This is a genomic window from Bradyrhizobium iriomotense (assembly GCF_018129405.1).
Classification (GTDB): Bacteria; Pseudomonadota; Alphaproteobacteria; order Rhizobiales; family Xanthobacteraceae; genus Bradyrhizobium; species Bradyrhizobium iriomotense_B.
The window spans coordinates 87,987-102,346 of the sequence record NZ_JAFCLP010000011.1 but is presented as its reverse complement, the minus strand read 5'-3'; the positions used below and the strand labels follow the sequence as shown (position 1 = coordinate 102,346).

Below are 14,360 nucleotides of genomic sequence, written 5' to 3'. Positions count from 1 at the left end.
CCGATGTCAGGAGGCCGCCACGTCGCCATCATCGGAGCCGGCGCGGTCGGCGTGATCAGCGCCATCGAGGCGCTGCGCGAAGGACATCGCGTCACGCTGATCGATCCGGGCGAGCCCGGTGGCGAACAGGCGGCGAGCTACGGCAATGCCGGCTGGCTCTCCTCGCATTCGGTGATCCCGCCGGCCGAGCCGGGCATCTGGAAGAAGGTGCCGGGCTATCTGATGGACCCGCTCGGCCCGCTCGCGATCCGCTGGTCGTACTTGCCGAAGGCGCTGCCCTGGCTGATCAAGTATTTGCTGTCGGGCTGGACCGCGGCGCGGGTCGAGAAGACGGCGTTTGCGCTGCGCGATCTCCTGAAGGACGCACCGCTGCTGCACAGGACGCTGGCGGAAGAGGCCGGTGTGCCTGAACTGGTCGAGCGCAACGGCGTGATGCACGTCTTCCCGTCGCGCGGCAATTTCGACAACGATCTCGGCTGGCGCCTGCGCAAGAAGGTCGGCGTCGAATGGCTGGAGCTCAATGCCGACGAAATGCGCCAGCGTGAGCCGGACCTGCATCCGCGCTACACGTTTGGCGTTGTGGTGGAGGAGGCCGGCCGCTGCCGCGATCCCGGTGCCTATGTCGCAGCCCTCGCCAATCACGCGATTGCCGGTGGCGCGAAGCACGTGCGGGCCAAGGCGACCGGTCTCAAGCTGTCCGGCAACAAGCTCGTGGCCGTTCTCACCGACGCCGGCGAGATCGCTTGCGATGCTGCGGTGGTCGCCGCCGGCGCCCGCTCGAAGCAGCTCACTGCATCGGTCGGCGATCCCTTGCCGCTCGAAACGGAGCGCGGCTATCACGTCATGATCGAGAATCCGGAATCAGGTCCGCGCAGCTCGATGATGGCGTCCGACGCCAAGATGGTGGTGAACTGGACCAACAAGGGCCTGCGCGCCGCCGGCACGGTCGAGATCGCCGGCCTCGAGGCCGCGCCGAACTGGAAGCGCGCCGAGATCCTGCGCAACCACCTTCTCGGCATGTTCCCGAAACTGCCGAAGGACATTCCGGCATCGCGCATCAAGACCTGGTTCGGTCATCGCCCGAGCATGCCGGATGGACTTCCCTGCATCGGCCACGCACGCGCCTCGCGCGACATCGTCTACGCCTTCGGCCACGGCCATGTCGGCCTGGTCGGCTCGGCCCGCACCGGCCGCCTCGTCGCCCAGCTTCTGAGCGGCAAGCAGCCTGAAATTCCGCTCGCGCCGTTCTCTCCTGATCGCTTCCTCTGAGATCGCACCCATGACTTATCCTGCCAACTCGCCTTCTCGTATTGCCCGCGGCGGCAAGGCCATCTACGGCGCGCCGCTCGGCATCCTGATGCTGGAAGCGCGTTTCCCCCGCATTCCCGGCGACATGGGCAACGGCGCGACCTGGCCGTTCCCCGTGCTCTATCGCGTGGTGAGCGGCGCTTCGCCGGAGAAGGTGGTGCTGAAGGGCGCCGCCGGCCTGCTGCCTGACTTCATCGATGCTGCGAAAGACCTGGTGCGGCTCGGGGCCGAAGCCATCACCACCAATTGCGGCTTCCTCTCGCTGTTCCAGAAGGAGATCGCAGCGGCCGTCGGCGTGCCGGTCGCGACCTCGTCACTGATGCAGGTGCCGTGGGTGCAGGCGACGCTGCCGCCCGGCAAGCGCGTCGGCCTGGTCACGGTGTCGGGCTCGACCTTGACGCCGGCCCATCTCGAAGGCGCCGGCGTGCCGCTCGATACGCCGCTGGTCGGCACCGAGCACGGCAAGGAGTTCTTCCGCGTCCTGATCAAGGCCGAGAAGGACGACATGGACATCGCGCAGGCCGAGCGCGACGTGGTCGAGGCCGGCAAGGAGCTCGTTGCCAGGAATCCTGACGTCGGCGCCATCGTGCTCGAATGCACCAACATGCCGCCTTATGCAGCGGCCTTGCAGGCCGAGGTTGGCTTGCCCGTCTACGACATCTATTCCATGATCACCTGGTTTCATGCTGGACTGCGCCCGCGCGCCTTTGCCTGAGTCCGGCTGTCGCAAAGCTCTGAACAAGCTCTGCTAAACTCCGGTTTGCATTGCCATCGGCCAGGCAGCCCCGATATATTGGGCTGTGTTCGGGCATGAATGCAGCTGATGATGAGCAACGTGGAACTGGCCTCCGACAGTATCGTCGATCGCGTCTATGAACAGCTCAAGGCGATGGCCGTGAGCTACGAGTTCAAGCCGGGCGAACGGCTCAATGAGGGCGAGTTGGCGAAACGCCTCGGCGTCAGCCGCACGCCGCTGCGCGAGGCGCTCAATCGTCTGAACACCGAAGGCTTCCTGCGCTTCACGCCGGGCAAGGGCTTTTTCTGCCGCGAGCTCGACGCCCACGAGATCTTCGATCTCTACGAGCTGCGCAAGTCGATCGAGGTCGCCGCGATCCGCCTCGCCATCAAACGCGCCAAGGACGAGGACATCGACGCGCTGCTGAAATTCCTCGAAGCCACCGGCCCCGATCCGGGCGAGCGCTCCTCGGTGGAACTGGTCGAGCTGGACGAGACCTTCCACGAGCGGCTGATGGGCATGTCGAACAACGCCGAGATGCTGCGCGTCCTGCGCAACGTCAATGCCCGCATCCGCTTCGTGCGCTGGATCGACATGGACCGCATCAACCGCTCCAACACCCAGGCCGAGCACCGCGCCGTGGTCGAAGGCCTGAAGGCGCGCAATGAGGAGGCCTGCGTGTCGGTGCTGGAGAAGCACATCGACCGCCGCCTCGATCGCATCACCGCCGCGATCAAGGAAGGCTACGCGCAGATCTACATGCCGGCCGCGGCAATTGACGCCCGATAGGGCGTCCTGTTTTCGGGAGGCGCGCACATGAAACTCAACGGCAAGGTTGCCGCCATCACCGGCGCGGCGCGCGGCATCGGCAAGGCCTGCGCGAAGAGGTTTTTGGACGACGGCGTCAAGGTCGTCATCTCCGACGTCGATGCCGAAGGCCTCGCCGCGACGGCCGCCGAGCTCGGACGGCCGGATGCGTTGCGCGCCGTCGTCGGCAACGTCGCCAGGCGTGCCGACGTCGACCAGCTCGTTGCGACCGCCGCGAAGGAGTTCGGCCGGCTCGACATCATGGTCAACAACGCCGGCGTCGCCCGCAACCGGGACATCCTCGAGATCTCCGAAGAGGAATTCGACGAAATCATCGGCATCAACCTGAAAGGCGCGTTCTTCGGCGTGCAGGCGGCGGCCAGGCAGATGATCGCGCAGGGCGGCGGCGGGGTCATCATCAACATGTCCTCGGTCAACGCGCTGCTGGCGATCCCGGCGCTTGCGACCTACGCGATGTCCAAGGGCGGTATGAAGCAGCTGACCTCGGTGGCCGCCGTCGCGCTCGCCCCGCACAACATCCGCGTCGTCGCGGTCGGGCCGGGCACGATCCTGACCGACATGGTGGCGTCTTCCATCTACACGTCCGAGGATGCCCGCAAGACCGTGATGTCGCGTACGCCGGCTGGCCGTGGTGGCGAACCGAGCGAGGTCGCATCCGTTGTCGCGTTCCTTGCCAGTGACGATGTGTCCTACATCACCGGGCAGACGATCTATCCGGATGGCGGCCGGCTGATCCTGAACTACACGGTGCCGGTGAAAGAGAAGTAGGGGGCGCAGGGTCGCTCCAAGCCTTCGATGTCGTCCTGGCGAAAGCCAGGACCCATTACCACAAGAGGTGGTTTGGCAAAGGCTCGTGGTTACCAGCTCACGCGACGACTGCTCCCTGGGGTAATGGGTCCTGGCTTTCGCCAGGACGACCCGGAACTATCGCTCACTCCGCCGCAACCGTCATCCCGTGGCCAAGCCGCTTCGAGATGGCGCCCGCGCAGTCGCGCAGCGCATGCGCGATGGGGCTGTCCCAGCGTGCGTCGAACGTTCCTTCCGGGCCCATCGCGGTGATGACCAGCGCGACATGGCCGGAATGGTCGAACACCGGTGCCGAGAACGCGTTGACGCCGGGCAGGGGATCGCCGAGCGCGCGGGCGAGGCCGTGCTTGCGCACCTCAGCGAGCATCTCAGTGACCTTCGCGCCTTTCACGGCCCGCTTCGGATTGTAACCCACACCGTGTCGGTCGAGGCCGCTTTCGAGCGCGGCATTGATCGTCTTCTCCGGCAGGAAGGCCGCGAAGGCACGACCGGTCGCGGTCTCCAGCAGCGCCATCACTGAACCGGCTCGCATCACGATATGCACGGGCTGGCCCGGCTCCTCCAACTGTACCACGGTCGGACCATGCGTGCCCCAGACCGCGAGTGAAACCGCATGTCCGATCTGGCTGGCAAGCGCCGCGATCTTCGGTCCTGCGATGCGCACGCCGGAGAGGCGGCGCAGGCTGATCAGGCCGAGCTCCAGCGCCAAAGCGCCGATCTCGTAACGGCCGGTGGTCTCATCCTGCTCGATCAGGCCGATGCGTGAAAAGCTGGCGAGATAGGGATGCGCCTTGGCCGGCGTCATGCCGGCCTCGCGCGCGAGATCGCGCAGCATCATCGGCTCGCCGCTGCGGGCAAGCGCGCGGAGCAATTCTCCGCCGACCTCGATCGACTGGATGCCGCGGCTTTCTCTCTTCATGCGCCTCCGATGCGCTCGCTTACGCCGCGTTGCGCCTCGTGGCGCTGTCGGCAAGATGACGGCCGGCAATGTAGCCGAAGGTCAGCGCCGGCCCAAGCGTGATGCCAGCGCCGGGATAATTGCCGCCCATGATGCTCGCCATGTCATTGCCGGCGGCATAGAGCCCGGGAATCACCCGGCCCTCGGCGTCGAGCGCCCGCGCGTTCTCGTCGGTGACGATGCCGGCATAGGTGCCGAGATCGCCGATCACCATCTTGATCGCATAGAACGGGCCGTTCTCGATCGGCGCGACGCAGGGGTTGGGACCGTGCAGCGCGTCGCCCTGATAGCGGTTATAGGCCTTCGAGCCCTTGCCGAAGGCGGCATCCTGGCCCTGCGGCGCGGTCGCGTTGAACTGCTTGACCGTTTCGGTGAAGGCTATCGCATCGATGCCGGCCTTTGCCGCCAGCGCTTCCAGCGTATCGCCGCGCATGAGATAGCCGGTATCGAGGTGATGACCCAACGGCATCGGGAAGGGCGGCACGCAACCGAGGCCGTATTTGCGCAGCGTCTGGTGATCGCAGACGAGATAGGCCGCGATCTCCTCGCCGGGCTTGGCGGCCTTGATCATGGCCTGGACGAAATCGTGATAGGAATTGCCTTCGTTGGCAAAGCGCTTGCCGTCGCGCATCACCGCGATCACGCCGGGCTTGGCGCGGTCGATGAAGTGCGGCATCACGCCCTTCGAGCCATCCTTGCGCGTGGTCAGCGACACCGGCACCCAGGCCGCCGCATTCGGCAGGCGATCCTCGACGTGTCCGCCGGCACTTTCCGCAAGCCGCAGGCCGTCGCCGGTGTTGCCGGTGGGGCCGGGCGAGAAATGCTCCTTGCCGGTCGGCGCGTGCGGAAACATCTTCTTGCGCCGTTCGACATCGTGCGGGAAGCCGCCGCAAGCAAGCACGACGCCCTGCCGCGCGCGGACGCGCACATTGCGCCCTTCGCGCGAGACGATGGCGCCGGTGACAGTGCCGCTCTCGACCGTCAGCTCGCGCACCGGCGAGGTCAGCCACATCGGAATCTTCAGATCCTGGGCTGATTTTGCGAGGCGTCCCGCAAGCGCATTGCCGTTGGTCAAAGTCATGCCGCGGCCGTAGCGGAGCACGTCCATCAGGTGCCGCGACAGTCGCTTTGCGACGTAGACCGCCGAGGTCAGCGACCTCGTTGCGCGCATGAAATGGATGATCTCCTTGCCGGAGCCAAGCATCATGCCGAACACGGTGAGCTCGGGGAGCGGCATGCCCAGCGTCTTGATGTGGTCGCCGAGCTCGCGACCGTCGAACGGACGGGCCACCATCGAACGGCCGCCCTGCGTGCCGCCGGGTGCCTCGGCGTGGTAGTCGGGAAACACCAGCGGCATGTCGAAGCGCAGCGCGGTCTTGGTGGTGAAGAAATCGACGGCTTCAGGGCCGGCGCTCAGGAAGGCATCGACCCGCGCGGCGTCGTAATTGTTGCCGGCTTCGTGGCGAAGATAGGTGCGCGCTTGTTCCGGCGTCTCTTCGATGCCATAGGCTTTCGCCAGCGAGGTGCCGGGAATCCAGAGCCAGCCGCCGGAGCGGGCGGTGGTGCCGCCGAAGCGCGGCTCTTTCTCGACGATCAACACGTCGAGCCCGCGATAGCGCGCGGTGATCGCTGCCGACATGCCGGAGCAACCCGATCCGGCCACGAGCACATCGCACTCGTAAGTCTCAATTGCGTTGTGCTCGCTGCCGGTCATCGCTCACCTCACTTCTTCAGCAGCGGACATTTGGATTCGGAGACCGGGCGGAAGGCGTCCTCGCCCTTCACGGTCTTGACGATATCCAGATAATCCCACGGCTCCTTCGACTGCTGGGGCGTCTTCACCTTGGCGAGATACATGTCGCGAATGACGCGGCCGTCCTCGCGCAACTTGCCGCCATGGACGAAGATATCCTCGATCGGCAACTCGCGCATCTTGGCCATCACCTTGGCGGGATCGTCGGTGCCAGCCGCCTTGATGCCCTTCAGGTAATGCAGCACCGAGCCGTAGACGCCGGTCTGGATCATGGTCGGCATCACCTTGGTGCGCTCGTAGAATTTTTTCGACCAGGCGCGCGTCGCCTCGTCCATGTTCCAGTACGAGGCTGTGGTCATGTAGGTGCCCTGCGCGGCCTTCAGGCCGATCGCATGCACGTCGGTGTCGAACATCAACAGGCCGACCAGCTTCTGGCCGCCCTGGACGAGGCCGAACTCGCCGGACTGCTTGATGGCGTTGTCGGTGTCCTGGCCGGCATTGGCGAAGGCGACGACGTCGGATTTCGAGCTCTGGGCCTGCAGCGCGAAGGAGGAGAAGTCGGCGGTGTTGGTCGGGTGTTTCACGCCGCCGAGCACCTTGCCGCCCATCTCGTTGATGAAACGCGTGGCGTCCTTCTCGAGCTGCTGGCCAAAGGCGTAATCCGCCGTGATGAAGTACCAGGACTTGCCGCCTTCCTTGATCACAGCGGAGGCCGTCACCTTCGACAGCGCGTAGGTGTCGTAGGTGAAGTGCACGGTGTTCGGGCTGCACAGCTCGTCAGTGAGCGAGCTTGCGCCGGGGCCGGAGAGCAGGGCGATCTTGTTACGCTCGCGCACCATGTTGTGCACGGCGATGGCGATGCCGGAATTGGGGATGTCGACGACCGCGTCGACCTTGCCGTTGTCGAACCAGCCGCGCACGATCTGCACGCCGACGTCGGTCTTCATCTGGTGGTCGGCGCTGATGATCTCGATCGGCTTGCCGAGCACGGTCGGGCCGAATTCCTCCACCGCCATCCTGGCGGCTTCGACCGAGCCCGGCCCGCTGTTGTCTCGGCCCCAGCTCGACAGGTCCGTGAGCACGCCGATCCGCACGGCTTCATCGGAGACCTGCGCACTCGCCGCTGTGGTCATGGCAGCCGAAGTCATGGCCGCGAGCATGGCGCAGGCCAAAATCCCTCTCATCGTCGTTCCCTCACTTTTATGGGCCGCTGGGGGCGGCGGGTTATTCTGGCGGTAAATTAGATATTAACGAATTGGTTTGTCAATGGCGAATAAGAGGGTGAAGCGGTTCCACGGGGCAGTCGCTGAGAGCGGTGAGTTGGAATGTCGGTGCCCAATACGCGGTGTCGTCCTGGCGAAAGCCAGGACCCATAACCACAAGGCTGTTGTTTCGGAGCTTTGGCCACAGCGCGTGTTTGACAACGCTGACCGGGGTAATGGGTCCTGGCTTTCGCCAGGACGACGATGAAGGAGCAGAGTGCACAACTGGTTCACCACCGTCATTGCGAGCCAACGGGTCCGCGCGAAGCGCGGCCCGATGACAGGCTCCGCGAAGCAATCCAGAGTCTTTCCGCGGACGCAGTCTGGATTGCTTCGTCGCAAGAGCTCCTCGCAATGACGTGTTGAAGCAGCCACGCTCAAATATCTCCCGCTGTGGTCATCGCGAGCAGGAACACTTCCGCAGGTTGCAAGCCTCGTCACGATTGGCCATGATGCCGTCCGGAATCTTTGGGGCATGGCATGACGGCAGCAACGGGGGTCGCCGCGGCGACGCAGAGATCGACGACGGCGCATGTGGTGTGGGCGAGCGCGCTCGGCACCGCGATCGAGTGGTACGACTTCCTGATCTACGGCACGGCCGCCGCGCTCGTCTTCAACAAGCTGTTCTTTCCGAGCTTCGACCCGTTCGTCGGCACGCTGGTCGCGTTCTCGACCTATGCGGTCGGCTTCGTGGCGCGGCCGATCGGCGGGGCGATCATCGGGCACTACGGCGACCGGCTTGGCCGCAAGACGATGCTGGTTGCGACCATGATCGCGATGGGGCTCGGCACCTTCCTGATCGGCTGCCTGCCGACCTACAGCCAGATCGGCGTCTGGGCGCCGATCCTGCTGATTGCCTTGCGCTTCGTTCAGGGCATCGGGCTCGGCGGCGAGTGGAGCGGCGCGGTCGTGATGGTGATCGAGCATGCCGGAAACCGCCGCGGCTTCTATGGCAGCCTGGTGCAGATCGGCTTTCCCGTCGGCGTCGCCGCCTCCACGGGCATCTTTGCGCTGATGACGCAGCTGCCGGAAGCCGACTTCTTGAGCTGGGGCTGGCGCGTGCCGTTCTGGATCAGCATCTTGCTGGTCGGCGTCGGCTTCATCGTGCGGCTGAGGCTGGCCGAGACGCCGCACTTCAAGGAGGTGGTCGAGCGCAAGGAGGTGCTGGCCCAGCCGGTGCTGGAGGTGCTTCGCCGCGACTGGCGCAGCTTTCTGCTCGCGATCGGCATCACGGTGTCGGAGGTCGGGCTCGCTTATCTCCTGACCGTCTTCACCGTGGTCTATGCCACGACCAAGCTCGGCCTGCCGCGCCAGGTGATCCTGGATGCGGTGGTCTATGCCGCGATCGTCGAGTTTGCGACGCTGCCGCTCGCCGGCTGGCTCTCCGATATCTTCGGCCGCAGGGCGCTGTATCTCGCCGGCGGCGTATTCTCGGTGGCGCTGGCGTTTCCGCTGTTCTGGTTCCTCGACACCAAAGAGCCGGCGCTGATCACGCTCGCACTCGTCGTCACGATGACGCTGACCCATGCGCTGCTGTTCGGACCGAAGGCGGCGTTCATGCCGGAGCTGTTCCGCACCCAGGTGCGCTACAGCGGCGCATCGCTGGGCGCCAATGTCGCGGCCGCGCTGAGCGGCGGCTTCTCGCCGTTGATCGCAACCGCGCTGCTGGCGTGGGCCGGATCGTACTGGGCCGTGTCGGTCTACATCATCGCGCTCTCGATCATCACGATCGTCGCGACCTTGCTGGCGCCGGAGACGGCGCGCGACGATCTGAAATAGCAGCTTGCATCAGCGACAGGCCGCGGCGTCTGGCATCACCAGAAAGGTGATGCTGGCCGGCGGCAGCCGGAGCTGGCCTGCCGGCACGCTGAGCGCCGCAAGGCGCGGAAGGTCGTCGTTGACGGTCAATTCGAGGAGCTCGCCATTCAACCGGACGGTCGCGCTTTGCAGGCGATCGGCTTGCAGCGTGTAGCGCTCGGCAGGGCCCGCCAGCATCACGACCTGCGCTGCGCTCTGCGAGGTGTTGACGACGAGTACGGACACGGCGCCCTTTATCGCGGGATGACAATGCGCGTAGATGTGAAGGCCCGGCATCGGGGCAGTGCTTGCCTCGAGCACGGTCGTGCCCATCAGGCGCCGCCAGAGCAGGGCGCCCCAATAGTTTGGCCGTGGACGAAACGACCACTCGTCGAGCAGGCCGTAGTCGCTGGCCGCAAGCGTGTTGTGCATCACCACCTGCACGCCGGCTCGCGCGAGACGGCCGAGCTGGTCGAGATAGCGGAATGTGTCGAGGAAGGTCGCATCCCCAGGATTGCCGCCGCAGACGGCGTCCGCCGTCTCCGTCAACCAGATCGGCTTGCCCGGCTCGAACGCGTCGCGCAGCGTGCGGTAGGTGGCGAGCGTGACGTCGGTGCGCGCCAGCCACTCTTCCGATAGAGCCTGCATCGGATCGTCATGGACGCCGCAGCGGGGCGAGAGCGTGTTGTAATGGTGATAGGAGAAGCGATCGAGACCCGGCCCCGCCGCCGCGAGCAGATCGCGCGTGCGGATGCGGCTATCTGCCGGAGCTGCAGAGTCGCCGATTGAGCCCGGGCCGAGGATCAACGTCTCCGGAGACGAGCGCCGGATCCACGCGCGGAATATCCTGAAGTCGCGGCCATAAGCCTCCGCGTCATATCCCGGCGGCGCACCGTTGTTCGCCGCAAGCGTCGGTTCGTTCATGAACTCGGCGGCGGCGATGCGGCCGCCGAGTGAGCGCGTGGCCTCGATGAGGCGCTGCGCCTGGTCCGGCATCCACACGCCGTTTGCGTCGCGGCTGCCGGGACTGACAGCAAAGGACGTCACGATCTCCGCATCGGCCGCGCGGGCGAAGTCGATGACGCCGCGCCATTGCGCGCGGCTGAGCACGGTGTTGAAACCGGCAGGCGGAGCGGACGGTGCGCTTTCAGTATCTGCGACGTACGTTGCGTTTGCCCAGCTGCCGCTGACGCGGATATAGGACGGCGACAGCGCCGCCGCGAGCTTGCGCAGGCGAGGGTTGGCGAGGTCGATCGGAGGCCTGTCGCTGTAGCGATCGCGCTGCATTCCGCCTTGCGTGTAAGGCTTCCAGAAGCGCCCGCCCGTCACCTCCACCATCTCGACATTGTAGGATTGGAAGCGCTTGTCGATCGTGCCGATCGCCGTCATGCGCGACGGCGCGATCACGGCCTCGCTCGCGCACGCTGCGCGACCTGTCGCCGCAACGAGCAATGCGACACCGATCATGCTGATGATGCGGACGTAGCTGCATCGTCCAATCGCCGTCCCTGTATACACGCCCTGACGCCTTCTTATGCGCGCTGCCAAAAGCAAATGCAGCGGTCCGATCCATTAGCCGCGTTTATATCGCGAATTTTTACTTCCAATTTTACTTCGCAAAATCCCGCCCCTAGCCTCGCGCGTAACAGATCACATCCGCAGCCGGTCAATGGCGATCGGGGCGAGCGTTCATCGTAACCAATGAGGGTTGCCATGTCTGACGGGATTAAGGGGACATCGACTTCCGATCCGGCGGGAACGGAAGCGACACTTACGAAAAAGCTGAGCCGGCGCATGCTGTTGAAGGGGGCGGCCGCCGTTGCGGGCACGGCCATCGGGTCGGACGCGATCCGCGGATTCCCGACCATCTGGGCTCAGGAGATCAAGGACATCGAGCTCCGCCATGTCGGCGTGTCCTATTCGGTGGTCAAGGCGATCGGCGACCAGGCCGCCAAGGATCTCGGCTTCAAGGTGACGATGCAGAACCTCGACACCTCCGCCGCCATCAACCGCTTCATAAGCCAGCCTAATACGGTCGACATCGCCGACCTCGAGGGCTGGCAGGCCAAACTGGCGGCCAAGCGCGGCGTGATCCAGGGCATCGAGGTCAAGAAGATCAAGGAGTTCGACAACATCCTGCCGATCTTCACCAAGGGCGAGATCGACGGCCACAAGATCCCGCGCCAGGGCATCTCGCCCTATGAGGCCATGTACATCGCCAAGCCCGATGCGACCGATCTCAACGACGGCGTCACCGAATGGGCGACCTTCCTGCCGCAGGTCTACAACGCCGACTCCATCGGCTACCGCCCCGATCTCGTCGGCCACGAAGTGACCGAGTGGAAGGACCTGATCGATCCCAAGTTCAAGGGCAAGGCCGCGATCCTCGACGTGCCCGCGATCGGCATCATGGACGCCGCGCTCTGCTTCGAGAGTGCCGGGCTGATCAAGTATGCCAACAAGGGCAACATGACCAAGGAGGAGATCGACTTCACCTGCAACAAGCTGATCGAGCTGAAGAAGCAGGGCCAGTTCCGCGCGACCTGGACCACCTTCGACCAGTCGGTGCAACTGATGGCAGCGGGCGAGGTCATCATCCAGTCGATGTGGTCGCCGGCGGTCGCCGCCGTCCGCGTCAAGGAAATTCCCTGCGTCTACGCGCCGGTCAACGTCAAGAACGGCAAGGAAGGCTATCGCGGCTGGTGCAACGGCATGGGCCTGATGAAGCACCTGTCCGGCAAGAAGCTGGATGCGGCCTACGAATATCTCAACTGGTACCTCTCGGGCTGGCAGGGCGGCTTCGTCGCGCGCTACGGCTATTACAGCCCGGTGCCCTCGACCGCCAAGAAATTCCTCACCCCCGCGGAATGGGCGTTCTGGTACGAGGGTCAGCCCGCGCCTGAGGTCGTCAACGATCCCTATGGCGTTGCAATGGAGAAGGCCGGCACCAAGCGTGACGGCGGCTCGTTCCTCGACCGCGTCAAGAACATCTCCTGCTGGAACACGCTGATGGACGAGGCCGCCTACATGAACAAGCGCTGGAACGACTTCAAGGTGGCCTGAAACCTGCTTTCCCTGACGAAAGGCGCCGGCGCGGCGACGCGCCGGCGGATGAGATCGACGTCGAGGCGTTCGCTGACATGCAGTCGAGTTCAACTCCATCGCGATCCGATCTGGCCGGCTGGCTCTACGTCTCGCCGCTGGTCCTGGTGCTCGTGCCGTTCTTCGTGGCGCCGATCCTGGTGGTGCTGGCCGCGAGCTTCTTTGCCACCGACGGCTTTGGCGGGCTGACGCCGGGCTTCACGCTGGCGAGCTATGTCGAGGTCCTGCATTCGGCGCTGACGCTGAAGCTGTATATGGCGACAATCAAGTTCACGGTGCTGACCTGGATCTTCACGCTGATCATCGGCTTCTTCGTCGCCTATTTCCTGGTGTTTCACGTCCGCAACCAGCTGCTCGCCATCGGCCTGTTCCTGCTCTGCACCGTGCCGTTCTGGACCTCGAACATCATCCGGATGATTTCCTGGATCCCGCTGCTCGGCAAGGAAGGCCTGATCAACCAGGCGCTGCTTGGAATAGGCGTGATCCGTCAGCCGCTGGAGGTGCTGCTGTTCTCCGACCTTGCGGTGGTCATCGCCTATGTCCACCAGCTCACGATCTTCATGATCGTGCCGATCTTCAATTCGATGGCGCGGATCGACAAGAAGCTGATCGAGGCCGCGATCGATGCCGGCGCCAGCCGCTTCGACATCATGCGCCTGATCGTTGTCCCGATGTCCAAGAGTGGCATCGCGCTCGGCACCATCTTCGTGGTGTCGATCGTGATGGGCGACTTCTTCGTGGTCAAGGTGATGTCCGGCGGTGGCTCGGCCTCGGTGGTCAGCGCGTTCTACGAGGATGTCGGCGTGCTGCAATATCCGACCGCGGCCGCGAGCGCCGTGCTGCTGACGCTGGTGCTGGTCGCGATCGTCTCGCTGATCCTGCGCACCGTCGATATAAGGCAGGAGATTACGCGATGAGCGCGGTTCTTGCCGACATGCCCGGGGCCGTGGCGCCCGCGACCACCAAGGCGATCGCACCGAGCAAGGGCGGACGTCCCTGGACGTTCTACGTGCTGGCGACGCTGTTCGCTGCTTACGTGCTCGCGCTCTACGGTCCGATGTTCTGCATCTACATCCTGTCGTTCCAGGATATTCGCGGCGGGCTGGTGTTCCCGATGAAGGGCCATTCGATGCACTGGTTCGTCGATCTCTTCACCCAGGTACGGACCGGCGACGTCAAGGGCTCGTTCGACCGCTCGATCAAGCTTGCGGTCATCGTCACCATCATCACGGTGGTGGTGTCGTTCCTCGCCGGACTCGGCTTCCGTAGGCGTTTCCGCGGCGACACGTTCGTCTTCTACATGATGATCGGCAGCTTGGTCGCGCCCGGCCTCGTGCTCGGTCTCGGCACGGGGCTGTTGTTCCAGGCGCTCGGGCTGAATGCGAGCTGGTACACCTCGGCGCTCGGCGCGCAGCTGTCCTGGACGCTGCCGTTCGGCGTGCTCGTGATGTTCGCGGTGATGTCGCGCTTCAATCATGTCTGGGAGGAGGCGGCCTACGATCTCGGCGCCAGCCGCTGGCAGTCGATCTGGCTGGTGATGATCCCGGTGCTGGCACCCGGCCTCGTCGCGGTCGCGCTGTTCGGCTTCACGCTGTCCTATGACGAGTTCGCCCGCAGCCTGCAGACCGCGGGCTCGCTGAACACGCTGCCGCTGGAAATCTGGAGCATGACGCTGAACGTCACATCGCCCTCGCTCTATGCGCTCGGCACCGTGACCACCATCGTCTCCTTCATCGTCATCGGTGCCAGCCTCGGCACCATCGTGCTGATCCAGAAGAAGCGCGGCAGCAGGTCCAAAGGTTGAGCTGG

General features: G+C 64.8%; 12 protein-coding genes. 8 read left to right on the top strand and 4 right to left on the bottom strand.

What is annotated here, in order from left to right; translation table 11 throughout:
* Positions 1-3: 3 nt before the first annotated feature.
* From JQ592_RS22380 to JQ592_RS22365, 4 genes are all read left to right on the top strand, one after another.
* On the top strand, positions 4-1,269 hold the full coding sequence (locus JQ592_RS22380) for an NAD(P)/FAD-dependent oxidoreductase (protein ID WP_211404955.1): 1,266 nt from the start codon (positions 4-6) through the stop codon (positions 1,267-1,269).
* A gap of 10 nt (positions 1,270-1,279) precedes the next feature.
* On the top strand, positions 1,280-2,023 hold the full coding sequence (locus JQ592_RS22375) for an aspartate/glutamate racemase family protein (protein WP_211404954.1): 744 nt from the start codon (positions 1,280-1,282) through the stop codon (positions 2,021-2,023).
* Positions 2,024-2,131: 108 nt separating this feature from the next.
* The gene (locus JQ592_RS22370; RefSeq protein WP_246820599.1) at positions 2,132-2,833 is read left to right on the top strand and encodes a GntR family transcriptional regulator; all 702 of its coding nucleotides are present in this window, start codon (positions 2,132-2,134) and stop codon (positions 2,831-2,833) included.
* Positions 2,834-2,860: 27 nt separating this feature from the next.
* Positions 2,861-3,640 (top strand): SDR family NAD(P)-dependent oxidoreductase, encoded by a 780-nt coding sequence (locus JQ592_RS22365; protein WP_211404952.1) that lies wholly within the window; start codon positions 2,861-2,863, stop codon positions 3,638-3,640.
* 163 nt (positions 3,641-3,803) lie between these two features.
* Here the strand turns inward: JQ592_RS22365 and JQ592_RS22360 are convergent, their stop codons facing one another.
* Genes JQ592_RS22360 through JQ592_RS22350 form a run of 3 tightly spaced genes read right to left on the bottom strand, consistent with a single transcriptional unit; the run spans position 3,804 to position 7,574 of the window.
* Complete coding sequence (locus JQ592_RS22360) at positions 3,804-4,598, bottom strand: IclR family transcriptional regulator (RefSeq protein WP_211404951.1); 795 nt, start codon at positions 4,596-4,598, stop codon at positions 3,804-3,806.
* A 19-nt stretch (positions 4,599-4,617) separates the two neighbouring features.
* Positions 4,618-6,351, bottom strand: a complete 1,734-nt coding sequence (locus JQ592_RS22355; protein WP_211404950.1) for an FAD-dependent oxidoreductase — start codon at positions 6,349-6,351, stop codon at positions 4,618-4,620.
* A gap of 8 nt (positions 6,352-6,359) precedes the next feature.
* The gene (locus JQ592_RS22350; RefSeq protein WP_211404949.1) at positions 6,360-7,574 is read right to left on the bottom strand and encodes an ABC transporter substrate-binding protein; all 1,215 of its coding nucleotides are present in this window, start codon (positions 7,572-7,574) and stop codon (positions 6,360-6,362) included.
* A 558-nt stretch (positions 7,575-8,132) separates the two neighbouring features.
* Between JQ592_RS22350 and JQ592_RS22345 the strand changes: the two genes are divergently transcribed.
* Entirely contained in the window at positions 8,133-9,431 is a 1,299-nt protein-coding gene (locus tag JQ592_RS22345; RefSeq protein WP_211404948.1) for an MFS transporter, read from the top strand.
* A gap of 9 nt (positions 9,432-9,440) precedes the next feature.
* Here the strand turns inward: JQ592_RS22345 and JQ592_RS22340 are convergent, their stop codons facing one another.
* Positions 9,441-10,967 (bottom strand): hypothetical protein, encoded by a 1,527-nt coding sequence (locus JQ592_RS22340; protein ID WP_349630485.1) that lies wholly within the window; start codon positions 10,965-10,967, stop codon positions 9,441-9,443.
* A 195-nt stretch (positions 10,968-11,162) separates the two neighbouring features.
* On the opposite strand from JQ592_RS22340, the gene JQ592_RS22335 reads away from it, so the two are divergent.
* The 3 genes from JQ592_RS22335 to JQ592_RS22325 all read left to right on the top strand — a co-directional run bounded on the left by JQ592_RS22335 (position 11,163) and on the right by JQ592_RS22325 (position 14,355).
* Positions 11,163-12,512: an ABC transporter substrate-binding protein gene (locus tag JQ592_RS22335; protein WP_211404947.1), complete on the top strand. Its 1,350-nt coding sequence runs from the start codon at positions 11,163-11,165 to the stop codon at positions 12,510-12,512.
* A 77-nt stretch (positions 12,513-12,589) separates the two neighbouring features.
* On the top strand, positions 12,590-13,468 hold the full coding sequence (locus JQ592_RS22330; protein ID WP_211404946.1) for an ABC transporter permease: 879 nt from the start codon (positions 12,590-12,592) through the stop codon (positions 13,466-13,468).
* Positions 13,465-14,355, top strand: a complete 891-nt coding sequence (locus JQ592_RS22325; protein WP_211404945.1) for an ABC transporter permease — start codon at positions 13,465-13,467, stop codon at positions 14,353-14,355. Before JQ592_RS22330 ends, JQ592_RS22325 begins: the two co-directional genes overlap by 4 nt.
* Positions 14,356-14,360 lie beyond the last annotated feature (5 nt).

Coding starts and splice junctions, on each gene's coding strand:
- JQ592_RS22375 (WP_211404954.1), top strand. CDS start 1,280: ATGACTTATCCTGCCAACTCGCCTTCTCGTATTGCCCGCGGCGGCAAG.
- JQ592_RS22365 (WP_211404952.1), top strand. CDS start 2,861: ATGAAACTCAACGGCAAGGTTGCCGCCATCACCGGCGCGGCGCGCGGC.
- JQ592_RS22360 (WP_211404951.1), bottom strand. CDS start 4,598: ATGAAGAGAGAAAGCCGCGGCATCCAGTCGATCGAGGTCGGCGGAGAA.
- JQ592_RS22330 (WP_211404946.1), top strand. CDS start 12,590: ATGCAGTCGAGTTCAACTCCATCGCGATCCGATCTGGCCGGCTGGCTC.
- JQ592_RS22350 (WP_211404949.1), bottom strand. CDS start 7,574: ATGAGAGGGATTTTGGCCTGCGCCATGCTCGCGGCCATGACTTCGGCT.
- JQ592_RS22355 (WP_211404950.1), bottom strand. CDS start 6,351: ATGACCGGCAGCGAGCACAACGCAATTGAGACTTACGAGTGCGATGTG.
- JQ592_RS22335 (WP_211404947.1), top strand. CDS start 11,163: ATGTCTGACGGGATTAAGGGGACATCGACTTCCGATCCGGCGGGAACG.
- JQ592_RS22345 (WP_211404948.1), top strand. CDS start 8,133: ATGACGGCAGCAACGGGGGTCGCCGCGGCGACGCAGAGATCGACGACG.
- JQ592_RS22380 (WP_211404955.1), top strand. CDS start 4: ATGTCAGGAGGCCGCCACGTCGCCATCATCGGAGCCGGCGCGGTCGGC.
- JQ592_RS22325 (WP_211404945.1), top strand. CDS start 13,465: ATGAGCGCGGTTCTTGCCGACATGCCCGGGGCCGTGGCGCCCGCGACC.
- JQ592_RS22370 (WP_246820599.1), top strand. CDS start 2,132: ATGATGAGCAACGTGGAACTGGCCTCCGACAGTATCGTCGATCGCGTC.